This is a genomic window from Paraburkholderia sp. SG-MS1 (assembly GCF_012275575.1).
GTDB lineage: Bacteria > Pseudomonadota > Gammaproteobacteria > Burkholderiales > Burkholderiaceae > Paraburkholderia.
Genome location: NZ_NPIH01000292.1, coordinates 1 through 26103, shown reverse-complemented (window position 1 = coordinate 26103; position 26103 = coordinate 1). Strand labels below are relative to the sequence as shown.

Below are 26103 nucleotides of genomic sequence, written 5' to 3'. Positions count from 1 at the left end.
CCCGCCTCGGCAACGACGCGTTCGGTGAGATCGCGCGCGCAACGTGGGCGAGAGAAGGCATCGCGGCGCGCGCCTCGGTGATCGACGGCGTGTCCACGGGTGCGGCGCATATTTTCGTGGACGATACCACCGGCATGAACGCGATCATCGTCGCGTCGGGCGCGGCCGGCACGATGAACGCCGCCGATGTCGACGCGATCGAAGCGGACATCGCCGCCGCGAGCGTGTTCGTCACGCAGCTCGAACAGCCGCTCGCCGCCGCGCGCCGCGGGCTCGAAGTGGCGCGCCGACACGGCGTGATCACCGTGTTCAATCCGGCGCCCGCGATGTCGCTCGACGACGACATCTTCCCGCTGTGCGACTACATTACCCCGAACGAAACCGAAGCTACTGCGCTCACCGGCGTGCCGATCTCGAACGCCGACGACGCGCGCCGGGCCGCCGACGTGCTGCTCGCCAAAGGTGTCGGCACGGCGATCGTGACGCTCGGCGAGGCCGGCGCGCTGCTGCACTCGGCGACCCGATCGGTCCTCGTGCCGGCCTACCATTGCGGCCGCGTGGTGGAAACCGCGGGTGCCGGCGACGGCTTCACAGGCGGCTTCGCAGCCGCGCTCGCGCGCGGCGACGACGCGATCGCCGCCATGCGTTTCGGTTGCGCGCTTGCGGGCATCTCGGTGACGCGCCCGGGTACGGCGCCTTCCATGCCGACGCTCGACGAAGTCAAGCGCGTATTGAATCAGCCGGCGGACCTGTCCCGGTCATCCTGACCGTTTGCGAAGATTCAAGGAGATCGTCGTCACCATGAAGTCCTTGTTCACCGCTGGAAAACTGTTCGGCGACCGGCAGTTGAATTTTCTGTTGATCGTCAACGTGCTCGTCGTGCTGGTCGCGACCTGGCTCTCGCGCGGGCAGTTCGTCGATATCGACAACCTGCAGTCGATGGGCGGCCAGTTGCCCGAACTCGGCCTGCTCGCACTCGGCATCATGCTGTCGATGGTGTCGGGTAACGGCGGCATCGACCTGTCGGGCGTCGGACTCGCGAACCTCTCAGGCATGGTCGCCGCGCTGGTCGTGCCGCGTTTTCTCAACGGCGACGACTCGCCCGCGCTCTACACGGCGCTGTTCTGCGTGATCGTCGTGACGATGGGGCTGCTCGGCGGGCTGCTGAACGGGATGGTTATCGCGTGGCTGCGGCTCACGCCGATTCTCTGCACGCTCGGCACGCAGCTGCTGTTCACGGGCTTTGCTGTGGTGCTCAGCAACGGCGCCTCGGTGCATGTCGACTATGTCGATCCGTTGTCGAATATCGGCAACGGCACCGTGTTTCAGGTGCCCATCGCCTTCTGCATCTTTATCGCGGCGCTCATCGTACTGGGCTGGCTGCTCAAACGCAGTCCGTTCGGCTTACGTCTCTATCTGATGGGCACGAATCCCAAAGCCGCGTTCTATGCGGGCATTCCGCGCGCGCGGATGCTGATCATCACATACACGATGTGCGGCGTGCTCGCCTCGCTGGCCGGGTTGATCAGCGTGACGCATACGTCCAGCGCGAAATGGGACTACGGCAACTCCTATCTGCTGATCGCGATCCTGATTGCAGTGATGGGCGGGGTGAATCCCGCGGGCGGTCATGGCCGCATCATCTGCGTGTTTTTCGCCGCGACGGTGCTGCAGTTTCTGTCGAGCCTGTTCAATCTGATGGGCGTGTCGCAGTTTTTCGGCGATTGCGCGTGGGGGTTTCTGTTGTTGCTGTCGCTCGCGTTTGCGGGCGGCGAGCGGGTGAGGGCGATCTTCGGCTTCGGCGGCGGCTCGGGCGCGGCCCCGAAACGTTAGCGCGCTATCCCGACGCGAAGCATCCCCGAGGTTTCAGTACGCGACGGACAACGAGCCCTGATTGTCCGTGAGGGTGGAGTGGGGCGACATCGAACGATAAAGGAGACATCGCATGAAATTGACTCGACTGGGCGCCGCGCTCGCGGCAGGCGCGCTGACGGCAGGCGTGATCGCCGCGGCGCAGGCTGCCACCAACGAGACGATCGTCACGGTCGTCAAGGTGACCGGCATCAACTGGTTCAACCGGATGGACGACGGCGTCAAGCAATTCGCGAAGGACAACCCCGGCGTGACCGCCTATCAGACCGGTCCCGGCCGTGCGGATGCGGCGCAGCAGTTGAAGATCATCGAAGACCTGATCGCCAAGAAGGTCACGGCGATCGCCGTCGTGCCCTACGACCCGCCGACGCTCGAACCGGCGCTGAAGAAAGCGATGGATCGCGGTATCAAGGTGGTCACGCACGAGGCGGACAACGCGAAGAACACCATGGTCGACATCGAAGCCTTCGACAACACCGCCTATGGCGCCGGCCTGAACGAACGCCTCGCCTCGTGCATGCACGACGACGGCAAGTGGGCCGTGCTGGTCGGTTCGCTCGGCAGCCGCTCGCAGGTGCAATGGGCGGACGGCGGCATCGGCAACGCCAAGGCCAAATATCCGAAGATGAACCTGGTCGAGCCGAAACTCGAAACCAATAACGACGGCGAGCGTGCCTATGAAGTCGCGAAGGAAGTGCTGCGCAAGCATCCGGACCTGAAGGGCTTCCAGGGTTCGTCCTCGCTCGACGTGATCGGCATCGGCCGGGCGGTCGAAGAAGCCGGCATGCAAGGCAAGATCTGCGTGTACGGCACGGGCCTGCCGACGGAAGCAGGCAAATTCCTCGAAAGCGGCGCCGTCAATGGCATCGCGTTCTGGGACCCGAAGCTCGCCGGTATCGCGATGAACAAGGTCGCGCAAATGCTCATCGACGGAAAAACGGTCGAGAACGGCGCCGATCTCGGCATTCCAGGCTACACGAAGGTGACGGTCGCGAAGGGTCCGGGCAAGGGCATCATCGTGCGCGGGCAAGGCTGGGTGAACGTCGACAAGTCGAATTACAAACAGTATCCGTTCTGATGTGCCAGGGCCACGGCGTCCCCCTGATCGCTTGGGGGACTTCCTTCGACGCGTGTCCACCCGGACACGCTTAACTCACACTCGTCATCATGAACCAGGACGTATCGTCACCGCAGCCGCAATCCGACGCGTCGCAGCCGTTTCTGCAAGTCGTGGGCGTGCATAAGCGCTTCATCGGCGTGCATGCGTTGCGCGGGGTGAGCCTGTCGTTCGAGCGCGGGCAGATTTACCATCTTCTCGGCGAAAACGGCTGCGGCAAGAGCACGCTCATCAAGATCATTTCCGGCGCGCAACCGCCCGACGAAGGCGAACTGATCATCGAAGGCGTGCGCCACGCGCACCTCTGCGCACTCGAATCGCTCGCGGCGGGAATCGAGACCGTCTATCAGGACCTCTCGCTGCTGCCCAACATGAACGTGGCTGAGAACGTCGCGCTCACCTCGGAGCTGGCGACACACGCGGGCCGGCTCGCCCGCACGTTCGACCGACGCGAGCTGGCGCGCACGGCCGCGCGCGCGCTCGGAGCGGTCGGCCTACCCGACGATGCCGGGTTTCAGGCGACGCTCATCGAGCAACTGCCGCTCGCCACGCGGCAGCTCGTGGCGATTGCCCGCGCGATCGCGAGCGAGGCGAAGTTCGTCATCATGGACGAGCCCACCACGTCGCTCACGCAAAAGGAAGTCGACAACCTGATCGCCGTCCTCGCCAATCTGCGCGCGCAGGGAGTCACCGTGCTGTTCGTGAGCCACAAGCTCGACGAGTGCTACGCGATCGGCGGCGAAGTGATCGTGCTGCGCGACGGCCAGAAAATGGCGCAAGGGCCGATCGCGCAATTCACCAAAGCGCAGATCAGCGAACTGATGACGGGACGCCATTTGTCGAACGAGCGCTATCGTGAAGATGCGATTGGGCAGGCCGTCGTGCTCGAAGTGCAGGGTTACACGCGCGCCGGCCAGTTCAGCGATGTGTCGTTTGCGCTGCACGGCGGCGAAATTCTCGGCGTCACGGGTCTGCTCGATTCGGGGCGCAACGAACTCGCGCGCGCCCTCGCGGGTGTGGCGCCCGCGCAGTCGGGGCAGGTGAGCCTGGACGGGAAAAGCATCCGCTTGCGTACACCGTCGGACGCGAAAAATCATCGCATCGGCTATGTGCCGGAAGACCGCCTGAACGAGGGGCTTTTCCTCGACAAGCCGATCCGCGACAACGTGATCACCGCGATGATCTCCAGTTTGCGCGACCGCTTCGGCCAGATCGACCGCACGCGCGCGCAAGCACTCGCGCAACAGACGGTGAAAGATCTCCAGATTGCGACACCGGATATCGACAAGCCCGTGCAGTCGCTCTCGGGCGGCAACCAGCAGCGCGTGCTGATCGGCCGCTGGCTTGCAATCGATCCGCGCGTGTTGATCCTGCATGGGCCGACGGTCGGCGTCGACGTCGGGTCGAAGGACATCATTTACCGCATCATGCAGCGCCTCTCGCAACGCGGCATCGGCATCATCCTCATCAGCGACGACCTGCCTGAACTGCTGCAGAACTGCGATCGCATTCTGATGATGAAGAAGGGCCGCGTGGCGAGCGAATATCAGGCCGACACGCTGAGCGAAGCCGATCTCTATCACGCGTTGCTTTCAGAAGCCGCATAAAGGACGTTCCTATCCATGAACTCGCGCATCGATTCGCGCATGAAGCAGACCATGACCACGCCGATCCTTGTCGAAGTCGCACCCGAGGTCAAGCCGCCCAGCTTGCGGGCGAAGCTCGCGCGCAATCCGGAATGGTTTACCGTCGCGTTGATCGCGGTGACGTGCCTGATTGTCGGCGCGATCAACCCGCGCTTTTTCCAGTTCGCGACGCTATTCGATCTGCTGCATTCGGCCACCACCATGTCGCTGTTCGCGCTCGGCACGCTCGTCGTGCTCGCGTCCGGCGGCATCGACGTCTCGTTCACCGCGATTGCCGCCCTGACGATGTACGGCATCACCAAGGCGGTGTTCGCGTGGTGGCCCGACGCGCCGTTTGCGCTGATCCTCATCACCGGCGCACTAGGGGGCATGGTGCTCGGCATCGTCAACGGGTTGCTGGTGCATCGGCTGAAGGCGCCTTCGCTGATCGTCACGATCGGCACGCAGTATCTGTTTCGCGGGCTGCTGCTGACCTTTATCGGCACATCGTTCTTCATGAACATTCCGCACAGCATGGATCGCTTCGGCCGCATTCCGCTGTTTTTTTATCACACGAGCGATGGTTTGCGCGCGGTGCTGCCCGTGTCGGTGCTCGCGCTGCTGGCGGCCGCGATAGTCACATGGTGGCTGCTGAACCGGACGATGATGGGGCGGGGCGTCTATGCGATGGGCGGCAGTCTCGCGATCGCCGGGCGGCTCGGCTACAACCTGCGCGCCATCCATCTGTTCGTGTTCGGCTATACGGGGATGCTCGCGGGCATCGCGGGCATTCTGCATGTGTCGAACAACCGGCTGGCGAATCCGTTCGACCTGGTGGGCTCGGAGCTCGATGTGATCGCCGCGGTCATCCTGGGCGGGGCGCGTATTACGGGCGGGACCGGGACGGTGGCGGGCACGTTGCTCGGTGTGGTGCTCGTCACGCTGATCAACAGCGTGCTGATTCTGGTTGGCGTGCCGAGCACCTGGCAGAAGGTGATTATCGGCGCATTCATTCTGATCGCGGGCACGCTCTTCGCGTTGCAGCGCAAGGGTTGAATGCCGCTGTCCGCGGGCTTGCTGCGTGACGTGCTTTATCGCACGTCATCGCGCTTCACTATTGCTCCCGCATGCGCAGCGAGCGCGCTCATTTGCGCTTGCGCAGCGTCTGGCCTTTTTCGGTGATGATGGAGTCGAAGTCGTCGACTTGCGAAAAGCGCACGGCTTTGACGACGCCAAACTTGCTCTGGTCCACCACCAGATGACTTTCCACCGCGCTGGCCATGGCCGCCTGCTTGAGTGCGACTTCATGGAAATTCCAGCACGTGACACCACGCGCGGTGTCCACGCCGCCTGCGGAAATGAAGGCCTTGTTGATCCCCATGCGACGTAGCATCTCCAGACTTTCTTCGCCCGCGAACGAATCCGACGAGGGCACGTAGACACCGCCCAGCAGGATCATCCGTACGTTGGGCTTGCGCCGCAAAATTTCCGCGACGTTCAGCGAATAGCACACTACCGTGACATGACGCTCGAGCGGAATCAGTCGTGCAAGCGTGGTCAGTGTCGTGCCGCAATCGATAAAGATCGTTTCGTGATCGACGACGAGTCCCGCCGCAATCGCGGAGGCTTCAGCCTTGGGTTGCGCGAAGTGATCTTTCTCTTCTTCGAGGGAGTAGCCGGCGTTGTTCGGTACGTCCGTCGCGCTGAGGATATAGCCGCCGAGATACGTGAACTGGTCCGGACTCGCTGCGATGTCGCGCCGGACAGTCATCTCCGACACGCCCAGCAGGCTCGCGGCATCGCGCAAGCGCATCACGTTTTGCCTGGCCAGCGCATCGGCGAGGGCGCGGAGGCGATCGGGTTTCAGCATGGAGGTCCTGTCGCGCGGTGTGAGGGGCGTTATGTTTTGTTCGATTTGATGAAAGGATTATAACAAGGAGGCGGGGGCGTAGGCGAGTGGCTTGAGGGTGGGTAACTGATTTTTGCTGCGGTCGCGCCAAACCTCTGACTTGTGTCCGACGCAGGTCAGACCAACCGTCACGCCGCGGTCGATCTGTACCAGTTTGGCCGGCCGAGTCTGGCAGACCGCCGGTGGCCTCATCGAGGCAGTTCTTGAGATCACCGAAGCGCACGATGTGGAGGGTGCGGTGCGCCGCGACCTACCAAACGTCTACTTCTTCATTATCATCAACTGGTCGAAATTGACGGCGCATTCAGTTTCTGGAGGCGCGCCGTTCCTGGACATATGGAAATTGTCGTCTCGCAGATCAAACTGCCAGTTCATTAAGGAAGGAGGTAAGGTAAGTGGGCGTTGCTCGCACATGTCGTGAACCGAGGCCACGGCGCTTCTATAGTGAATCTGCTTCAACATGATGTAGCCTGCGACACTTCCCGCGGCCAGCAGCGAGTTCAGCAGCCCTAGGGCAATTATTGCGTAAAAGATTCGACGGCTTGGGGAGAAGCCGGCGGCAGCCAGAAGCGGGACCGCGTAAAGCATGGGAACGTACCGTGCCCACCAGGATTGAGGATGCAGCAGAACGATCGCCAGCGTCGTCAGCAAATAGATCTTCACGATGTTCCCGTCCTTCTTCCTTCCGAACATAGCGATCACGCCCAGTACCAGCATCGCTCCAAAGAACGGACCAAATCCGGAGAAGCGTGTATCTGCCGTATGGAGCGCGACGAACGCGTCGCGCAAATGTTCCTTCGACAGGTCGAATGTCGGCTCCGCTGTCGTGCAATACGTACAGTTACTGGGCAGGGAGAAATAGGACAGAACGAGTCTGTGCAACGGATTCAAGCTTAGAAAATGCGGGGACGCCTGACGGCTCAAGATATCTAACTTCTCCTTGCCAAGAATTGGATAGAAGACATGCTTGCCGGCGAGGACATTCTGCATGTAAGGCGAGTAGCCGACGATCAGAACAGCAACGACCGACCAGACAGCAAGCTGCCCGAACACCTTTCGATGATTTCGCAGAAAGCCATGCCTGGTTTGCACGACAAGTGCCGCAGCGAAAATCACTAGTATCGAAATGCCGGCGAACACTGGTCCAGTCATCTTCGAACCGATGAGAAGTACAAGTGCAGCGCCTAACTGGACAGCGGAGTACGGTCTTTTCCAGACCGCGAAGAGAAGATTGACTGAGAAGATGGTCCAGCAGTAATAATGCGCCGCATCGACATATAGCGTTGTTATCTGCCCTAACGCGACCGGATTGTAGACGCATACGACCGCCGCGGCGAGCGCGGTTCTGCCGGAGCGCCCAGCGCTTCGGAATACCTGCATTAAGCAAACCACTGCGGGAACGCTGAGCAACAAGGTGAAGGACTTGCCGCTGTTAAAGCGAGTAGTCAGGACGTGGGCGGTGTATGCGAAGAATTCAAATGCCTTCGGGTAATGCTCCGCCCAGAACATGCCGCCGATTTCGTGTGCTCCGGTTACCCCGGTGATCTGTTGGTCCAGCGCAAGGGCCACAGCACTGTGGTAATTCAAGCCGTCGTAACTGAATTCACGCAGGAATCCATAGGACACTAACACGACGGCTATAAATGCTATCGCCAGAATTGCCGTGCGCCATTCGGCCCGGGATAAGTATCCATAGAACCCGATTGCCAGCACAATGACAAGCGCGAGCAGAACCCGCAAGAACGGGGCATGGAGGCCGGCGTTGTATAGCACTGCAGCGTAGAGCGACGAAGCAAACACGAATACGACGACGTGATCGGAAAATTGGGTCCAACGAATCCGTTCAAAGGCATTTCTGATCGATGTCAACATGAATGGCCTTGTCTGCTGGTGAAGGGGACGTCGTACTCTCGCCAATTGAGGTGTCCTGTGGACCTCCTGTGCAACGAGTGCCCCCCGGGTTCGAGGTCGCTACTGCAAGATGCACTTCTACTGCTCTGTGATCGGCTCCGGCGGCCAGGACCCTGGGCAATCAGCAGACTTCGAATTGACCCGTGCGGCAGAGGGGGCTTTCGACAACATGGCGTGCGAATCATCGGGAAATCGCACGCTCTGCCACAAGCGCGTTCAGTTGAGCCGGGCCTGCAATCCGCAGCTGAAGCGGCGAGTCAATATCGAATACGCGGCCCCGGTCGAGCACAATTGTTCCCACGTATTGTGTCGTAGCGGTCAAAAAATCTGGAACTATGGTAGCGCGCTTTTGTGTCCGACGGGACGCGAAGACACAAGAGGACTAACTCCTGTCGCCAGGAGAGCGGTTCTGCATCGTACGGCCATGAGTTAGCATCGTCGCGCATTTTTTTAGGCGAAATCGGTCACGACCTCCGCTCCCTGCGCCACCGGACATCCGGAGGTCTTCGCCGTGAAGAATTCGTGTGTTAGGTTGAAGATGACGCGTCGCACCGCACGACCTCGACGTCGTGCGTCCGGGCTGCTTGCAGCTTAGCGACCGAGGGCGCGCCTGCACATGGCGTGAAGTTACGTCGGCAACTCCTCGAGGCTACTGATGGCTGGTGCAACTGTCCCTCTTTGCGTCGATCTCGACGGCACACTGACGCATAGCGACGTTTTGATCGAATCGTTCCTCATATTGATCAAACAGAATCCGCTCTACATCTTCCATTGCATAATTTGGCTACTGCGTGGCAAGGCGCACTTGAAGGCCGAGATCGCCGCTCGCGTGGCGATCGATGTGTCATTGCTTCCGTACAACACGCGCCTGGTTGATTTTCTAAGGCAGGAACGGTCTCGCGGCCGCGATCTCTATCTATGCACCGCCGGTGATCACCGGTACGCCGAGCAGGTTGCTTCGCACTTCGGCTTTTTTAAAGGCGTGATGGCGAGCGATGCGTCGCGCAACCTTTCCGGCTCGCACAAGGCGGAGACCTTGTCCACCACATTTGGCATACAAGGTTTCGACTACTGCGGCAATGCGCGCGCCGATATACCCGTGTGGACGCTGGCCCGACAAGCGATTGTCGTGGGAAGCAAGAGCATCGAGGCGGCGGCAAGGAAGGTGAATCAGACGACTGTTTTCTTCGAAGAATCACGGCCGTTCATAAGACTCGCGCTCAAGGAAATGCGCGTTTATCAATGGGTAAAGAATCTGTTGATCTTTTTGCCACTACTTGCTTCCCATCGTTTTACTCAAGTCGATACGCTGGTCGACATGGGAATCGCATTCCTTTCGTTCAGCTTTTGCGCGTCGTCAGTCTACCTGTTGAACGATATGCTCGATCTCGATGCGGACAGGCGGCATAGCCGAAAACGCGATCGTCCGTTTGCGTCAGGTAAGCTGCCTCTTCTAGCGGGCATCATATTGATGCTGGTGCTGCTCTCTGCGTCGGCCAGCCTTGCAATCCTGTTAACGCCCGCGTTCCAGCTCGTGCTGACCGGCTACGTAGTGATAACACTGGCCTACTCCTTTCGTTTGAAGCGGATAGTGTTGATCGACGTATTCGTGCTCGCGGCGCTCTATACGGCCCGTATCGTTGCGGGCGGTGCGGCCGGCAACATTGTACTGTCCGACTGGTTGATCATGTTTTCGCTAATGATTTTTCTCAGTCTGGCGATGGTGAAGCGCTATACGGAACTGGACAAAATCCAGCGAGACGGCAAGACATCGGCAGCAGGCCGAGGCTATCTGGCGGACGACATGAGCATCGTGCGCTCGTTCGGGACGGCGGCGGGCTACGTTGCGGTGCTCGTGCTTGCGCTCTACATGAATTCGAGTGATGTAACCGTGCTGTATCGCCATCCTCACAGGCTTTGGGTTCTATTTTGCCTGCTCCTATATTGGATCAGCCGCGTCTGGATGATCGCCTTCCGGGGAAAGATGAATGACGACCCGATCGTCTTCGCAATCAAAAACCGGGGGAGCCTGGTGATCATCATGTTGTGCGTCTTGACTGTGATCGCGGCAACGTGAAAGCCCACGTGACGTGGGCGTAGATCATACCGTTGCGTTTGAAAAACGACTTTCCACAAAAAGAGGAATGCACCTGGTCGCGTATTGGACCATGTCGCAATTGATCATGACGTCGACTTCCGACAAAGAAGCGGTGAATTGAGAGTCCGCAAGACTCCGCTCAGTCCAACCGATGCGGCTTCGCCAAGGGCGCTCACTTCGAATGCAGCCCGCTTCCAATGACCTGACGCACTCGTTCTGAGAAGCCCCGATGCGGCACTCCCCGGTACTCACCTAACACAATTCCGTTTCCGTCGTGGGATATAGCGATCAGATTGCACCCTACGATAATGACTGGGAAGCCTTTTGTTTCCGCGCCAAAAAAATTTCAAAGGGCATGAGGCGGCTAACGTGTTGACCATATGTGCGATGGAGGGCATCGGATACGCACGCTCACTAGTACCGTGGACAACACGAAAGTGCATTTCGGGTGTTCGATGAATGAGACAAACGGAATGGCCGTTCAGCACGAAGTGTTGTTGTTCTGGGCCGAAACGGGCACGAACAATATCTGTCGGCTCGTGCGCGACAACCCCAAAGGTATTTCATCTCAGATGACCTGCGCAACGATAACAAAAAAGGGTCGCGTCCCAACAAATTAAGCAGGGAAATCCCCTAATCAACCGAAGAAAGCAAGGATGTTCGCCACACGCAAAAATGGCGGGGAGGATCGTGCTTTATGGCTGAAAACCGCTAAATTTCCTTTAAGCGCTTGCGCAAAATGGGTATTATTTACGCCGTTGGCGCCTCAAGCACGCATTTTTTGCCCACGGCCTCGAAATACGTTTCTTCGGTGAAACGTTTGCGTGCGGTGTCCACAGGTGGCGTTGAGCCATGGCTGGGTTCAGCGAGTAGCAAGCCTGAACGGTCCGACTCATAGACGTGGGCGCCAAATGATGCTGGATTCGCAGTGCCCGTATCGACACCGCAACGCATCCTTGCAGAAGTTACCGAATTAAACGGCTGCTCGGAAATGCGGTGAAACGTTTGCTGTGCTGCGGCGCGTGGATTCCAGCGATTACCCGGTCAATTTATTTGTCGGTGGTAAATGAATAATGGCGCACAAGCGAGTGCTCCCTTAGTCGCGGATGTATGGCTGTCAAAAAGAGTATCCGTGTTACCACACGATTATTTCAATGTATCTGACAGCACTGCGGTATGTAGGCGAGGCAAAAAATATTTGCTCGACTATCAGCATTACTAATTAGCCCGCGGCCGGATCGGCGCGCGTATCTACTTACTCGAAGCGCCATAAATAGATTCTGGGGTTTCTTTATCGAGAATTTTCTCGACAGTGGAATTATTTGCCATGCTAAAACGACGTCAATTCATCAGCGGCCTTGCGGCTATCGGTGGAAGCTACCTGTTGAGTGCGTGCGGCGGTGGTGGCGGGGACGATAGCGGCAACAGCACTGGATCGGCCGCTACCGACGCCAAAGCACACGCCGCCGCTTCCGCAAGCGGTACCACCATCCCCTCGGCAAGTTCGATCACCGACAGCGCTGGCGCTGTCTGGACTCTATCGGGCGGCATGGTGTATAGAAACGGCGCGAAAGCCGGGAATACCTCCAACGTAACACTCATCATTTATTACGGGACCACCATCTATTCCAAAGGTAGCGGCGGCCAGTTCTATTCGTGGAACGGGTCGGGATGGACGGCATGCCTCGACCCACGTATGGGAGGCACGTCGGCGGAGGGTACGACGCTGCCCGCTTCGCCCTACATCATCGACAGACTGAACACGGTCTGGACACTCGTGAATGGCGTGGTTTATCGCAACGGCGCGACTGTGGGCAACACGTATAACGTGTCCTTGGTCCTCTGGTACGGCGGCAAAATCTGGCTTTGCGGCACGGGCGGCCAGTTCTACGTGAACGTGGACGTGCGCAGCGTGGCAGCGCAATGGCTGCCCGCATCCGACCCGCGCATCGCAGCAGCACCTGCTGCGGGCATGTTCTACGGTGTCAACGGACATTACGACTACACCTACACGCCAACCCAGCTCGTGTCGCTCCTGAAGGGCATGGGCTGCACGACGTATCGCGTGGGTTGCACGAGAGATCAGAATCAGATCAACGCTGTGGTCAAGATCGCGCAGGCTTTCCAGAGTGCTGGCATGAAGCTGCTCGTGCTGATTAATCAGGGCGTGACGGATGCCAGCGGCCAGCTCTACGCGAACGAAGTCGCGGCGTATCAAGACAACATGGCAGGTGCGAAGAAGATTGCCGCAGCATTGGCGCCGTATGGCGTGACGATGTACGAATGCGGCAACGAACTAACGCGCCAGAACGCCACTGTCATAGATTTCTCGTACGCAGGCGCGTTGGCCGTGGACTTCAACAACACCAACTGGCCGATCATGCGCGGTGCGATGCGCGGCATGATGGACGGCGTCAAGTCGGTTCAGCCATCGGCCAAATGCGGTATCAACTTCTGCGTGGCGGACATTGGCGCGGCGGACGCGCTGTGGGAAGGGATGCAACCCGACGGCACTAGCGGCCATCAGCCGTTGCGCTGGGACATTACCACGTGGCACAACTACGCGGCCTATGGCGATATCTTCGCCATTGGTAGCGACGGTAAGGGTCCGACGTTCGACCTGCCAACGTATTGCAAGGCCCGCTATGGCGTGCCGTTCATGATCACTGAATGGAACACGGGTCCTTCGGAGACCGAGACCTTCCGTGCGAGCTATATCACGTCGCAACTGAGCGAGTTCTATGCCGCGCGCAAAACGCATAACATCCAGTCTGTGATGTATTACGTGCTCGACAGTGGAGACAACACCTACGGCATCATGAACAACGGCTCGCCGATCAGTCAGCCTTACAGTGCGTTCACTGCTTTCACGTCCGCCCACCCGGACAATTAAACGTCAGGCAATTGGCGCTTCAATGCTGCTAGTACGAGCGGCAAAACGAACTTGAGCTCTTCGGTTAGCGAAAAGCTCAAGTTCGCATCTCTACGCTCCCCCAAGCCCCCTAAACCGCGTTCTTGCGTAACGACGCGCGTCACCCATTTTCTCTGCGCTCCCGGTGCGCCTGCCGCCACGGGCCGGCATCGTGGCACGGTTGTTCATCCGCGGGTCAAGCGTTCAGACTGACCCTTCGTTCATACCCTTATTGACTCGGCCGCGCGGGACCCTCGGCGGGACACACCTCGCCGGGGCAACGTTTCCGATGATGAGTTGTCGCCTCGCCTTATTTCAGGAGGTGGAACGTATCGCGTCGCAATATGGGTATCGAGTCAACAGCGCTGGGCGAATTGGCTGTATTCAACGTTTTGCGACTGTATCGCCCCACTTTGCGCCGCAGATGCCTCGTTCACCGAACCGACGCCTAACATTTATTTTTCTAAATGGACCACTACGAATGGTATGTGACGAGGCATGCCCGAACACCGTCGGTGCAACGACGGATATCAAGGCGAAGGCGTGTGACACGCAGAGTTTGCAGGGCAACGCGAACGCCCAGGCATCTCTATCTGGAGCTACAGATGGATATCGATTCCCAAACCATGCCGTCTACCCAGCCGGTCTTTTCGCAAAGAATTTTGGCGAAGCGTGTTAGTGCCAGGAAGTTCAGCTACATAGTCGACCGGCTGTCGTTTCATAGACTTAACGGGCTCGCGGAGAAGCATCTGCGCGCAAGAGGCCACAAGATGGCCGTATTCGCGAATGAGCATATCGGCGGATTTATCCATGTTTTCGGAGTCTACGAGCAGGAGGAACTTGACGTTCTGTTCAGCTTCCTCGAACCTTTGCATGATGTTTTCCGTGCGGGCATCGGGTTGGACATCGGTGCCAATATCGGCAATCATAGTCTCTACTTCTCGAGAATATTCGATGAGGTGCATTGCTTCGAGCCGGACCCCTCGACTTTTTATTTACTCCAGTTCAATGTCAGTTTCCGGAAGAAGATCGAAGCATTCAACATTGGTCTTGGGGACGAGAAAGGCACATTCAAGTTGTCAGAGGTGCCCGATAACATGGGCGAGTCGGTCATCGTCACGGGCCAGTTCGAGGCCGATTCCAACGTGAATTGCATCGATGTGCAGGTCGACAGGCTTGATAATCTCGACTACCACGACAAGAAGCTTTGCTTCATCAAAATGGATGTCGAGGGTTTCGAGCCCAAGGTTCTGCGGGGCAGCTTACGCACTATAACAACCCACTGGCCACTGATCGTATTGGAGCAGCATGAAAGTGATTTCGAAGAAGGAAGTTCGGAATCGATTTCAATGTTGAGAGATCTCGGATACAAATTTTGTTGGCACCAAAGTGGGACTGTCTCACGCAACACATTTGTCCGCCGCATTTTCAACTTCATGGAAATGTTCTCCGGACGTACGCACAAAGTGGTGACCTCCGAATCCGTTCCACCGGGAAACTATTCGATGCTTATCGCGGTGCCTCCACGCTTCCAGAGTCTTCTTCACGTGTGACGAAGCTTTAATCTGGCGCACGGCGTACGCTACCGATTGAGCCACGCCTCGGCTTTCGATCGGTTGCTGTTCGCAGCGATCGACGAACTGGGGTACGGTAGGCCATGGTACGCCGTGCGCAGTCGGCACGCTGCACTTCGGTGTCGTAACGCTGCTGATGGCACGCGCCCGCGTCATGAACTCGTTGCTTCGTCGGCTAGACGACCACGTAGATTTTTCCGCGTTGTTTCGTTCACCTGCAAGGGTTGTTTGCGTTCGCTTCGAAAAACAACGTATCGGCCGCCGGCAAAATGGATCGTGTCTTCGCCGCCCGGCATGAACGATCCCCAGCCCGCCAGAAAACGCATCACCCACACATCACCGACGCCGGCAGCGACCGCGATGTAAGCGTGCTGCCGCGCCGCGCACCTGTTAAACCCGTCGTCGACGAGGAGGGTACGGTCCGGCTTGCCACCGCGCCTCGTGCCGAGCGCGGTCTTCTGTCACGGCGGTCTGGCGCACCGCGAGGAGCACGAACCGATTTGAGCTAATTGTTCGTGCATTCATGTTGCTTTTCGACAGCGCTTGATTCTTCCACAATAGCCCTACGCGATGCGACGGCGGCAAACAGGTTCACGCGATGTAGCCCACAGCCGCGCCTCGCGATCATATGTTTTCATCTGGAGAATCTGCCATGAAAATCGTCGTTATCGGTGGCGCCGGCCTGATCGGCTCGCGTGTGGTCGCACAGCTGGGCGCGGCGGGCCATGAGGTGCTCGCTGCTTCACCGCGTACCGGTGTGAATGCTGTAACGGGCGAGGGCCTGAGCAGCGCGCTCATGGACACGGACGTCGTCGTGGATGTGGCGAACGCGCCGTCATGGGAGCCGCAGGCGGTGCTCGACTTCTTCCGCACCTCGGCGCGCAACCTCGGCATGGCCGAAGTGTCAGCGGGGGTGCGCCATCACGTCGCGCTATCAATCGTCGGCTGCGACCGCACACCGGAGAACGCGTATTTTGCTGCCAAGGTTGCGCAGGAAGAGGGGATCAAAGCGGCGGACGTGCCGTACACGATCGTGCGCGCGACTCAGTTCATGGAGTTCATCGGCGAAATCGCGGATTTCAGCACGGGCGGCGGCACGGTGCGCATCGGCAACGGCCTGTTTCAGCCGATCGCCGCGGACGACGTCGCGTCGATTCTCACGCAGACCGCGCTTGCTGCGCCCCTGAACGGCACGGTCGACATCGCCGGCCCAGACCGCGCGCCTTTCGCGGAGATCATCACGCGTTACCTGAGATCGATAGGCGACGCGCGCCCGGTGGTGACGGATCGCGAGGCGCGGTACTACGGCGGCCGTGTTGAGGAGCAGTCGCTCGTGCCGCTTGGCGACGCCCGGATCGGCCGCCTCAATCTCGACCAATGGCTCGAACAGGTTAACAGGCGTTGAGTGACGAGGCAGGACAATGCCTGACCGTATCGAGCAGCCGATCCAGAGCCTGTCGTGGGTGGCGAATTACCGCGCTGCCTCTTACAGATGCGAGAACTCGCGTTGCTGGCGTGACACGGAATCGTCCGGTGATGATCCATGCACATTCAAATTGGATTACTAACCAACGGTCAATGAGAACGACCGCGGATCGCGCCGCTATGGTGGCTGATTTCGACATGCTGATCATGGTTAGTGGCGCGGGACTACGGATTTGAGCAATGCTATTACCCCGTCACTTCCATGATCCGCGCGCGGTGGCGGCCCTGCTCATTGACGTATTGACGTATTGATGTATTGGCGACCGCCGACGCTCGGCATGCAAGCTCGGCTTCGGCAGCGCGCCTGAGACTGCAAACACGCAACCAGGGTAAAGCCGTCACCCGGCCGGCCCGCCAGATGAAGTTCGCTGCCGGGTAAATCGACGCGGTGACGTATGTCGTCCAGTCCCGTCGCATATCGCGGCGACTGAAGGTCGGTATCGGGACCATCATCGTTGATTGGACGAATCATTTTCACGGGTCCATGGCCGCAGCGCGACTGCACCGGCAGATACCGATGCTGTTCTACCAATCGCATCATGCGTCGCTCCCGCACCAAAGGTTCAGGAAGGCTTCCTGAAAGTTTCGGGAGTTTTTCCCGCGCTTACGCGCGTGCTTTCGTGCGACGCTTTCAGCATGGAGTGGCCGCCAGCGCGCCCAATCAGTTTCCGTCGCAACCTTTGCTCCAGGCCGCGCAACAACTCGCCAATAAGAACCGGCAACGACAGAGGGGAGACGGCAACGATGTCAATCAAGCTACACAAACCGCTGTGCCTGCAGGACCTAAAACCCCGGGTCGCATTGCGACTCTCCGTAGCCGGCGTGCTGGCGGCATTGGCGGCAGGCGCATCGGCTCAAACCGAATCTGTTCCTGTCACGCAAACAGAGAGCTCGCCGGAAAGCACTGCCGAAAAGCCGTCGCAGCAACCGACGCAGAACGGGCCACCGTCGCAGCAGGCAATCCAGCTTCCCGATATCGTCGTGGTGGGTACGACACCGCTCGTTGGCGTCGGCACGCCGCTGCAGCTGGTGCCGGCCAACGTGCAGACGATTCGGGGACGAGATCTCGTCGAGCAGAATTCGCATACGCTCGCTGATTACTTCGCGAACAATCTACAGAGCTTCGATCTCAACGATGCACAGGGCAACCCGTGGCAAGTCGATGTCAACTATCGGGGGTTTACCGCTTCGCCGGTACTCGGCACGCCACAAGGGCTATCCGTCTTTCTGGACGGCGTGCGGATCAATGAGCCGTTCGGCGACGTCGTGAACTGGGACCTGATTCCGCAGGCGGCCATCGACACGATCCAGGTGATTCCAGGCTCCAATCCGACCTTCGGCCTGAATACCCTCGGTGGCGCGGTGGCAGTAACGACCAAAAACGGCAAATCGAACCCCGGCGGCGAAGCGGAAGTCCAGCTCGGCTCGTGGGGCCGCAAGCTCGCGCAGATCCAGCAGGGCGGCGTAATTGGCAATACCAATCTCGACTACTACTTCACCGCCAACGCCACCAATGACGACGGCTGGGCCGACCACAACTCGGGCCGTTTGCGCCAGGTGTTCGGCAAGCTGCGCTACATGGACTCGTCAACGACGATCTCCGTGTCGGCTGGCGGCGCAGACAACACGCTGAACGGCAGCCAGACGATTCCGCGATCGTTTCTAAACAACTGGACGCAGGCGTACACGTTTCCGGACACGAATGAAAACCAGCTCGGCTACGTGACCATCAACGGCTCGCACTATTTCACGCCGGACATCCAGTTGAGCGGCAACGCGTATTATCGGCACTACAGGAATGTCAATACGAGCAGCAACGTCAACGACGATTTTGACGACGATGAACCACCGGCCACCAATGCGCAGTCGGATATCGTCACCGACAGTTACGGCGCGAGTTTGCAGCTGACGTTACTGCAGAAACTGTTCGGCAAGAAAAACGAGTTCATCATCGGCGCCGCTGCGGATCTCTCCAATACGCGCTTCACGCAATCGGCGCAGGACGCGTTTTTCACCGACACGCGTGCGACCGTCGGCGACGGGCCGTTCGTGCAGCAGACCGACGCGAAGACACGCAACGAAAACTACGGTATCTATTTCAGCGATACGTTCTCGTTCAACGACCAATGGTCCATGCTGGTGGCGGGGCGCTATAACTGGGCTCGCGCGACGATCGCGGACGAAAGCGGTATTCAGCCGCTGCTCGACGGCAGGCACACGTTCTCACGTTTCAATCCGGCGGTCGGCATCAACTGGAACCCGACTCCATACTTCACCGCGTACGTCACCTATAACGAGGGCATGAGGACGCCGACATCGATCGAGCTTGCCTGCGCGGATCCGGCCGCACCGTGTTCGCTGCCGAACGACTTCATTGCCGACCCGTCGCTGAAGCCGGTCATATCAAAGACGTTCGAGATCGGAGCGCGCGGCCGTCTCGGCAGCAACTCGTCGTGGAGCGCCGCTGCGTTCAGCACGACACTGGATGACGACATCCAGTTCATCAGCAGCGAGGGCGCAGCAAGTACACTCGGCTACTTCCAGAACGTGGGCAAGACGCGGCGGCAGGGCTTCGAAATAGCGGGACGTACAAAGTGGGGGCCGCTTGGTGTGAGCGCCAGCTACAGCTACGTGAATGCGACTTACCGTTCGACGTGGACCGAGAGCAGCGGCAGCAATTCAAGCGCCGACGGAGACGGCAACATCACCGTGCATTCCGGCGACCGCATCCCCGGCATTCCACAGAACATGGTTAAGCTCCGGCTCGACTATGCCGCCATGGCGCGCTGGAACATCGGCGCGAACCTGACTTACCGCAGCAACATCTTCGCGCGCGGCGACGAGAACAACCAGGATGTGAACGGCACGGTAGCCGGCTATTTCCTGATCGACCTCGACACGACGTTCAACGTGACGAAGCGTTTTCAGGTGTTCGGTTCGATCCAGAACCTGCTGAACAAACGCTATGCGTCTTTCGCGATTCTGGGGCAGAACTTCTTCAATGGGCCGAACCATACCTTCGATCCGGGCGGAATCAGCAACGAGCAGTTTCTTGGTCTCGGTGCACCGCGCGGCTTCTGGGTGGGACTGCGGTACGCGTGGGATTGACCGGAAAATTGGCAAGCGGCTGAACCAGGTCACACCATATGAGGCTACGCGCGATGAATGTGTCGTAGACGCCGAGGAGCGCGACGTTTCGAACGTGATCACGTCCGCATCGGGCGCGGCGATCGACGGCAGAATGTCGTTGAGTTCGGACGCCGAGCGGGCAGTGCGTGCGCCCTAAGCCGGAAGCGCGCAACGTTGTAGCGGTGCCGCCATGTCGGTCAGCGCTGGAATGACTTCTTCCCACTGACGCGTCTTCAGACCACAGTCCGGGTTCGACCACAGGCGCTGTGCCGGGTTCCGCTCAGCGTCCTTCTTCATCAGTAGCACGATGTGCTCCTGCGACGGAATGTTCGGCGAGCGAGCACGTGCCCTTCAAGCACGACTCTAGTGCGAACTTCAGTTCGCGCTTCGCGCCGATACGGGGGAAGCTTAGATTGTGTGTCGTCGCCATCATGTCTCGGTGAATGGCCGCTCGTCCTGCGACCAGGCCAACCTACGCTCCCGTGCTCCAGTTGCTATGCTAGTCATCGCCGATCAGCAGGGGAGTGAGCGTGGCCAACCCGGATGTTCCCGATAGCGACCTGAAGCCCGCGCACATCGTCGCTGCACAAGCGAGCCCGTGCGATGAGCTCATCATCCGCATGCAGCCCACCGCGGCAGACCACCCGTGCCGGCGCAAGCGTCTTGCGCTCACTGCGACTATCCTCGGCTCGAGCATGGCGTTTATCGACGGCTCCGTCGTCAATGTCGCGCTGCCCGCCATTCAGAGCGAACTCCGCGCGAACGTCGCGGCGATGCAGTGGATCGTCAACGCCTATCTGCTCTTTCTCGGGTCCCTCGTGCTGGTGGGCGGATCGATGGGCGACAAGCTCGGCCGCCGCACGGTGTTCATCGCGGGCATCGGGGTCTTCACGCTGGCGTCGGCCGCTTGCGGGCTCGCGCCGGGCGCGGGCGCACTGATCGCAGCGCGCGCGATGCAGGGCATCGGCGCTGCGCTCTTCGTACCTAGCAGTCTCGCCATCATCGGCGCCGTATTCGATGGAGAAGAGCGCGGACGGGCAATCGGCACGTGGGCGGGCATCGGCGCGATCACATCGGCGGCGGGGCCGGTGGCGGGCGGCTTGCTCGTCGACGCGTTGTCGTGGCGCGCAATCTTCTTTCTCAATCTGCCGCTTGCAGCGGCGACGATCGCGCTCGCGATGGCGTCGGTGCCGAACAGCCACAAGCCCGATGCGCCTCAACACCTGGACTGGCCCGGCGCGCTGAGTGCGGCAACGGGGCTCGCCGCACTCACTTATGGCCTGACCCAGGCGTCGGCGCGCGGGTTCGCGCATCCGCTGGTGCTGTGCGCGATCGGCGCTGGCGTGCTTGTGCTGGCCGCATTCGTGATGGTCGAAGCGAACAGCCGTGACCCCATGATGCCGCTCGACGTGTTCCGCTCACGCGATTTCAGCGGCGCCAACCTCGTCACGCTGATGCTCTACTTCGGTCTAGGCGGCGTACTGTTTTTCCTTCCGTTCACGCTGATCCGCGCACACGGCTACACCGCAACCGAAGCGGGTGCGGCGCTGCTGCCGGTGCCGGTCATCATCGGCTTGTTGTCGCGCTTCACCGGCGGCCTGACGGGCCGCTTTGGTTCGCGGGCCCTGTTGAGCGCCGGCCCGGCCGTCGCCGGAATCGGGTTCGCGATGCTGGCGCTGCCGTGGGTACGCGGCAGCTATTGGGTTGGATTCCTCCCTGCGCTGGCCGTACTCGGCCTCGGCATGACCATCACCGTCGCGCCACTCACGACGACCGTCATGGGCTCGGTGCCGGCGGACCGTGCAGGCGTCGCCTCCGGCATCAACAATGCGGTTGCACGCGTAGCGGGTCTGCTGGCGGTTGCGGTTCTCGGTATCGTGTTCGTGTGGTCGCACCACGCGGCGCTGTCGGCGCGGCTTGACGAACTGCACGTTCCTCGCGATGCACGCCAGACCGGGCAGTTGCTCGAGCCGGACACCCACGCCGGGGCGCGGCCAGCCATGCACCAGACGCCCGTGGCGTTGGCGCAGGCCGACGCGATCGCAGACGCGCTGCGTGCTGTCGCGCTGGTGTCCGCAGCGTGCGCGTTCGCAGGAGCGGGCCTCGCCCTCGCGACCATCCAGTCACGTAAGTGATGGGCGTGGCGTCGGCGTACGCGGCGCCGCTGAGCAGGAGGACCCGGGCGATAAGTGGAAGAGGGGCTACCGATGCGGCCGGCTGTTGCACCGCGGGTGCGAGACAGCCTCAGCGTTGGTCCCAAGGTAGCGAGCTGGCGAAACGTTTCACCGAGCAGTCATTTTTGCCAGGTGTCGACAGGCACCTGCAGATGGGGTTCACGAAAGTCCGCGCAATTGTGACATCGTGAGTCAGCCGACGCTTGAAAGACGCATCGCAAAAAGTAGCGTAATCGACAGTGTTTTGCGGATGCCAAACGATATCGGACCAAAGGCAGGCGCATTCGGAATCGCGCAGTGCTAATGACGGACCATCGCGCGATACCCGATGACTGTGGGGCCTCCCTGGTCGGGCACGACGCGTTCAGGCGCGATGGTGGATACTTGCGAGGCATCAGGTCAACGCTTTCTGCCAGGATATTGCCCATGAAGACACTGTCTCTACTGACTCTTTGCGCCGCGTTGTTCTCGTTCGGCGGTGCAGCACACGCGCAGGTCGACCAATCGGAGCCGCAGCTTCTCATCAGGACCGCAACGCAGCAGATACTCGACGAGGTGCGCACCCGAGCGATTGCGCCAGACGATATTCCCCGCATCATGGATATCGTCAACCGGGACATCATTCCCTACACCGATTTTCGCCGCACCACGTCGTTGACGATGGGCCGTTACTGGCGCACAGCTACGCCCGCGCAGCAGCAGCAACTGATCGAACAGTTCAAGATGCTCCTGATCCACACCTATTCGGGTGCTATCGGTCAGCTCCGTCCGGACCAACGGATCGACTACCCGCCGATACATTTCGCTCCAACCGATACGGACGTGGTGGTGCGTACGCTTGCAATCAGGAACGGCGAACCAGCAGAGATCGACTACCGGCTATACAGCACGCCGCAGGGATGGCGGCTGTATGACCTCAATGTGCTCGGCGTCTGGCTAATCCAGACATATCGGCAGCAGTTCAGCGACAAGATCCGGGAAAGCGGCGTTGACGGTCTGATCCAGTTTCTCGCTGAGCGCAACCAGCAGCTCGCTTCGGGCAAGCAGTAAGGGACCGCCGGCACGATGGTGTCAGTCGCCGAGCGGCGCTCGCGTGGGCTTCTTCATCATTGGCCTGTTAATTGGCACGCGCGCACAGCCGACATGCGGAATCATCGAGCAGTTGGCGTAGCATGGTGGAGGGCGGCTGGACTGGCAGCACATGGAGCCGATCCTGGTCCAGTGGGAAATGTTCGCCGCCCCCGTCTGTCGGCGGCGGCTCGCATGGAATCGCTGACGTCCCTTCCTCTGTCTGGCGGCGCTGAATGACAGGGCTGATATCGGGAAGCGTGCACCGCCCGTGCCAGCAGCTCCCACAACCCGCGCATATTGCAGCGCTTCTGGCATAGACCGTCCAGCACGCAAAAGGGAGGCCGCATGGAGCGAGAGTTGAAGCTACGAATTCGTGCCGAAGATCTTGAGAAGTTGCGTCACGCGCCTCTGCTCGCGCAATCGGAACGCGCAGCAGGCACTCCCACATTGCTGACGAGCACGTATTTCGACACCCCCGAACTTGCTATCCATTGGTGCGGAGCGTCCCTTCGCGTGCGTTGCATCGGCGACGAGCGACTCCAGACGTTGAAGCTCGAAGGATCGGCACGGGCGGGCCTGTTCGACAGGGACGAATTCGAGCTGCCGGTCGATAGCGATACGCCCGATCTGAAGCTGCTGCAAGATCAGATACCCGCTGATACCGACTGCGGCAGATTGATTGGTGACCAATCGACTGCCGCCCGGCTGAAGCCCGTATTCGTCACGCGGATCAATCGATCCGTTATTCCACTGCGTTTGCCGTCTGGAGACGAACTCGAAGTGGCGCTCGATGAAGGGACTGTCGACGCGGACGCGGGCTCGGTGCAGATCGCGGCTGTGGAGTTGGAGTTGAAACAAGGGCACGCAGAAAGCCTGTACGGCGTGGCGCTCGAACTCCTCGAAACCGTGCCCCTGCGCATCGACCATCTCAGCAAGGCCGATCTCGGCTACGAACTGCTCGTAGCGGCCCATAGCGACGCGATAAAGGCACAGCCGGTGCATCTCGGAAGGCGCGATTCGCTCGAGGATGCGTTCTGCAGTATCGCGCGCAACTGTCTGGATCAGATCCATGCGAACGAACGGGGCGTAGTGTCTGGCCACGATCCGTCCTGTGTACATCAGATGCGCGTGGGGCTTCGTCGCCTGCGCTCGGCCCTTGATCTGTTTGCGAAGGTGATTCCCGCCTATCCCGGTCTTGACGAAGAGCTGCGCTGGATTGCATCGGAACTCGGTGCTGCCCGCGATTGGGAAGTGCTCGCGGGATCGACGCTCCAACAGGCGGCGACAGGCAGGAACGCGGACGAGATCATCCCTGTCCAGCAGGCGTGCGAGCAGATCGCTGTGAGCAACCGGCAGCGCGCGGCGCCGCGGTCGAGTCGGTTCGCTATACCCAGCTCGTACTGCAGGTCGCGATGTGGCTGAATCGAAAGGGATGGCGAGACGGGATGTCCGACAAACAACGCGAGGTCATTGCGACACCCGCCGTGCAGTTTGCAGCGGATGTCCTGCGTCGTCGGCACAGGAAGCTGATCAAACGCGGCAAGCGGCTTGCCGATCTGGACGATCACCGTCGCCACCGTGCCCGCATTGCGGCGAAGAAAGTCCGTTATGCCACTGAGTTCTTCGCGTCGCTGTGCGCGAGGCGCGCAGTCAGGCATTATGTCGAGGCGTTGACCGCACTCCAGGATGATCTGGGCTGGCGCAACGATGTCGTTGTGGCCGACCAGCTTCTAACCTCGCTGCCGAGGACATCGCCCGACGCTGCTACTGGCGCAGCGTTCGCGCGCGGTTATCTCGCTTCACGCGCTGCCGCCGAACACGAGCCATTGAAGAAGCGGTGGAAGCGTTTCAGACGTCTCTCGCCACCGCGTTAAGCAAGCCTTGGTTCAGGAAAGTCTACTTTCTGAATTTGGCCCGCACCGGTGTCATCGTCGGCGCGATCCGGCGGCCGTTACTACGTTCCCGAAAAACCCCGGCGTGGAAGGCGGCCGCGGGCACGACGACGAAGACTCCGATGTGCCGCGCGCGGCTGCCGTTGCATTCGCGAACGCGGCACACACGAATCGGCGGCGACACAATCCACCGCCCCGGCAATCGACGGTTTGAAGGTAGAGCGGCACTTCGCAATGCCAGTAATAATCTCCTCGCGCGACACGTACGGCACGTTGTACAGGATCACCATGTTCGCAACGAGGTGGGGTACCTGATGATTTTTGCGCTGCTCATGCCGCGAATGTGTCGCCCAGGAGCATTCCCCGCGAACGCGACCCCGTCAGCGCTGATGTAACCGGTCCCCTGCCGCATGTTATCGGGCCGCTACTTTACCCGATCACCACACGACTGGCTGTCCGGGGAAATAACATGCTGTCACGGGTCAACCTGACAGGAGTGCCGAGATGGGAATTTCCCCGCTTTCGTCTGGCTTTAATTATCTAACTCATCCCCACGATGAGCCACCGCCCGCCACGGCCACACCGTCAAGTCCTGCCGGATTGCAACCCCAGCTTGCGGGCCTTCGCCCCCGCAGGCAGGCGGATCCGCGGAACAGCCCACTGCAGGCCGCAACTGGACAACGGCCGTCTATGGAACCCGGCAGCAGTGAGGCAGACAGGCGCCCGCCCATAGCCCCCAGGGCTGCAGCAGATCGCGACCAGCAGGACAGGAACGGGGCGGAATCCGGACATCGTCAAAGCAGAGCCACCATCGATGTTCAGCCAGATAACCCTGAAGATCAGGGAAACGAACAGATTTATACTTGGGATAGCCAGCATGAGAATCTATATCTCTTCCACTCCAGGAAAGACGCGGATCAGTTTGTCTGGCAGGACTATCGGAAACAGCATCCTGATGCCCCGGAACAGAGTCACATCGATAACGAATGGGATGTGTTCAGGCGAGGGTTTTCTGATACAGCCCAAAATCCGGTCGGTCAAATCATCTCCCAGATAGCCAGATTTGCAGGTTCTTCACCAGAGACGCAGAAGAGACTGTATGAGGCGGGCAACAATATTCCGGGGTTTCTCGGCGCGGAACTGTCGGCAGCAGCAGGCGCTTCCCCGGAAACACAGGATTTTTTCAGGAAACTGGGAGAAGTGGTGGAACACCTGATTCCTGTCTGGGGAGAGGCAAGAACCCTGAGTGGGATGCTTGGCAAGGCAGCCAACGGCGAAGAACTGTCACTTGACGATCATCAAAACGTTCAAGGGCTTTTCAAGGAGCTGCTGTCA

Annotated in this window: 17 protein-coding genes and 2 pseudogenes; 14 read left to right on the top strand and 5 right to left on the bottom strand. The window is 59.9% G+C overall.

The window, feature by feature from the left end:
- The 5 genes from CIC12_RS32175 to CIC12_RS32155 all read left to right on the top strand — a co-directional run.
- On the top strand, positions 1-767 hold a 767-nt coding region (locus tag CIC12_RS32175; protein WP_168670539.1), incomplete at its 5' end, for a ribokinase.
- A 34-nt stretch (positions 768-801) separates the two neighbouring features.
- Entirely contained in the window at positions 802-1833 is a 1032-nt protein-coding gene (locus tag CIC12_RS32170; protein ID WP_168670537.1) for an ABC transporter permease, read from the top strand.
- A gap of 112 nt (positions 1834-1945) precedes the next feature.
- Entirely contained in the window at positions 1946-2950 is a 1005-nt protein-coding gene (locus CIC12_RS32165) for an autoinducer 2 ABC transporter substrate-binding protein (protein WP_168670535.1), read from the top strand.
- An 89-nt stretch (positions 2951-3039) separates the two neighbouring features.
- On the top strand, positions 3040-4596 hold the full coding sequence (locus CIC12_RS32160) for a sugar ABC transporter ATP-binding protein (RefSeq protein WP_168670533.1): 1557 nt from the start codon (positions 3040-3042) through the stop codon (positions 4594-4596).
- A 15-nt stretch (positions 4597-4611) separates the two neighbouring features.
- Entirely contained in the window at positions 4612-5670 is a 1059-nt protein-coding gene (locus tag CIC12_RS32155; RefSeq protein WP_168670531.1) for an ABC transporter permease, read from the top strand.
- Positions 5671-5758: 88 nt separating this feature from the next.
- Here the strand turns inward: CIC12_RS32155 and CIC12_RS32150 are convergent, their stop codons facing one another.
- Positions 5759-6484, bottom strand: a complete 726-nt coding sequence (locus tag CIC12_RS32150) for a DeoR/GlpR family DNA-binding transcription regulator (RefSeq protein ID WP_168670529.1) — start codon at positions 6482-6484, stop codon at positions 5759-5761.
- Positions 6485-6784: 300 nt separating this feature from the next.
- On the bottom strand, positions 6785-8395 hold the full coding sequence (locus CIC12_RS32145) for a hypothetical protein (protein WP_168670527.1): 1611 nt from the start codon (positions 8393-8395) through the stop codon (positions 6785-6787).
- A 694-nt stretch (positions 8396-9089) separates the two neighbouring features.
- Between CIC12_RS32145 and CIC12_RS32140 the strand changes: the two genes are divergently transcribed.
- The 4 genes from CIC12_RS32140 (at position 9090) to CIC12_RS32125 (ending at position 16422) form a co-directional block, all read left to right on the top strand.
- Positions 9090-10511 (top strand): UbiA family prenyltransferase, encoded by a 1422-nt coding sequence (locus CIC12_RS32140; RefSeq protein ID WP_168670525.1) that lies wholly within the window; start codon positions 9090-9092, stop codon positions 10509-10511.
- A gap of 1348 nt (positions 10512-11859) precedes the next feature.
- Complete coding sequence (locus CIC12_RS32135) at positions 11860-13425, top strand: hypothetical protein (RefSeq protein WP_168670523.1); 1566 nt, start codon at positions 11860-11862, stop codon at positions 13423-13425.
- A 623-nt stretch (positions 13426-14048) separates the two neighbouring features.
- A complete protein-coding gene (locus CIC12_RS32130; protein ID WP_168670521.1) occupies positions 14049-14996 on the top strand; it encodes an FkbM family methyltransferase in 948 nt (315 codons plus the stop codon).
- Positions 14997-15669: 673 nt separating this feature from the next.
- Positions 15670-16422 (top strand): SDR family oxidoreductase, encoded by a 753-nt coding sequence (locus CIC12_RS32125; protein WP_168670519.1) that lies wholly within the window; start codon positions 15670-15672, stop codon positions 16420-16422.
- A gap of 309 nt (positions 16423-16731) precedes the next feature.
- Here the strand turns inward: CIC12_RS32125 and CIC12_RS32120 are convergent, their stop codons facing one another.
- Positions 16732-17043: a hypothetical protein gene (locus CIC12_RS32120; RefSeq protein WP_168670517.1), complete on the bottom strand. Its 312-nt coding sequence runs from the start codon at positions 17041-17043 to the stop codon at positions 16732-16734.
- Positions 17044-17246: 203 nt separating this feature from the next.
- On the opposite strand from CIC12_RS32120, the gene CIC12_RS32115 reads away from it, so the two are divergent.
- Positions 17247-19610 (top strand): TonB-dependent receptor, encoded by a 2364-nt coding sequence (locus CIC12_RS32115; RefSeq protein WP_168670515.1) that lies wholly within the window; start codon positions 17247-17249, stop codon positions 19608-19610.
- 174 nt (positions 19611-19784) lie between these two features.
- Here the strand turns inward: CIC12_RS32115 and CIC12_RS32110 are convergent.
- Together CIC12_RS32110 and CIC12_RS33980 are read right to left on the bottom strand one after the other, a co-directional pair.
- A pseudogene (locus tag CIC12_RS32110) lies at positions 19785-19967 on the bottom strand (hypothetical protein); the annotation flags it as partial.
- Positions 19912-20061 (bottom strand): hypothetical protein, encoded by a 150-nt coding sequence (locus CIC12_RS33980; RefSeq protein WP_168670513.1) that lies wholly within the window; start codon positions 20059-20061, stop codon positions 19912-19914. The pseudogene CIC12_RS32110 and the gene CIC12_RS33980, both read right to left, overlap by 56 nt.
- Positions 20062-20161: 100 nt before the next feature.
- On the opposite strand from CIC12_RS33980, the gene CIC12_RS32100 reads away from it, so the two are divergent.
- The 4 genes and pseudogenes from CIC12_RS32100 to CIC12_RS32085 form a co-directional block, all read left to right on the top strand.
- The gene (locus tag CIC12_RS32100; RefSeq protein ID WP_342030598.1) at positions 20162-21766 is read left to right on the top strand and encodes an MFS transporter; all 1605 of its coding nucleotides are present in this window, start codon (positions 20162-20164) and stop codon (positions 21764-21766) included.
- Between the two features lie 465 nt (positions 21767-22231).
- Positions 22232-22855 (top strand): MlaC/ttg2D family ABC transporter substrate-binding protein, encoded by a 624-nt coding sequence (locus CIC12_RS32095; RefSeq protein WP_168670511.1) that lies wholly within the window; start codon positions 22232-22234, stop codon positions 22853-22855.
- Between the two features lie 366 nt (positions 22856-23221).
- Positions 23222-24750 (top strand): annotated as a pseudogene (locus CIC12_RS32090) (CYTH and CHAD domain-containing protein).
- A gap of 708 nt (positions 24751-25458) precedes the next feature.
- Positions 25459-26103: hypothetical protein (locus CIC12_RS32085; protein ID WP_168666854.1), on the top strand; the 645-nt coding region annotated here is incomplete at its 3' end.

Coding starts and splice junctions, on each gene's coding strand:
- CIC12_RS32170 (WP_168670537.1), top strand. CDS start 802: ATGAAGTCCTTGTTCACCGCTGGAAAACTGTTCGGCGACCGGCAGTTG.
- CIC12_RS32165 (WP_168670535.1), top strand. CDS start 1,946: ATGAAATTGACTCGACTGGGCGCCGCGCTCGCGGCAGGCGCGCTGACG.
- CIC12_RS32160 (WP_168670533.1), top strand. CDS start 3,040: ATGAACCAGGACGTATCGTCACCGCAGCCGCAATCCGACGCGTCGCAG.
- CIC12_RS32155 (WP_168670531.1), top strand. CDS start 4,612: ATGAACTCGCGCATCGATTCGCGCATGAAGCAGACCATGACCACGCCG.
- CIC12_RS32150 (WP_168670529.1), bottom strand. CDS start 6,484: ATGCTGAAACCCGATCGCCTCCGCGCCCTCGCCGATGCGCTGGCCAGG.
- CIC12_RS32145 (WP_168670527.1), bottom strand. CDS start 8,395: ATGTTGACATCGATCAGAAATGCCTTTGAACGGATTCGTTGGACCCAA.
- CIC12_RS32140 (WP_168670525.1), top strand. CDS start 9,090: ATGGCTGGTGCAACTGTCCCTCTTTGCGTCGATCTCGACGGCACACTG.
- CIC12_RS32135 (WP_168670523.1), top strand. CDS start 11,860: ATGCTAAAACGACGTCAATTCATCAGCGGCCTTGCGGCTATCGGTGGA.
- CIC12_RS32130 (WP_168670521.1), top strand. CDS start 14,049: ATGGATATCGATTCCCAAACCATGCCGTCTACCCAGCCGGTCTTTTCG.
- CIC12_RS32125 (WP_168670519.1), top strand. CDS start 15,670: ATGAAAATCGTCGTTATCGGTGGCGCCGGCCTGATCGGCTCGCGTGTG.
- CIC12_RS32120 (WP_168670517.1), bottom strand. CDS start 17,043: ATGATGCGATTGGTAGAACAGCATCGGTATCTGCCGGTGCAGTCGCGC.
- CIC12_RS32115 (WP_168670515.1), top strand. CDS start 17,247: ATGTCAATCAAGCTACACAAACCGCTGTGCCTGCAGGACCTAAAACCC.
- CIC12_RS33980 (WP_168670513.1), bottom strand. CDS start 20,061: ATGGCGACGACACACAATCTAAGCTTCCCCCGTATCGGCGCGAAGCGC.
- CIC12_RS32095 (WP_168670511.1), top strand. CDS start 22,232: ATGAAGACACTGTCTCTACTGACTCTTTGCGCCGCGTTGTTCTCGTTC.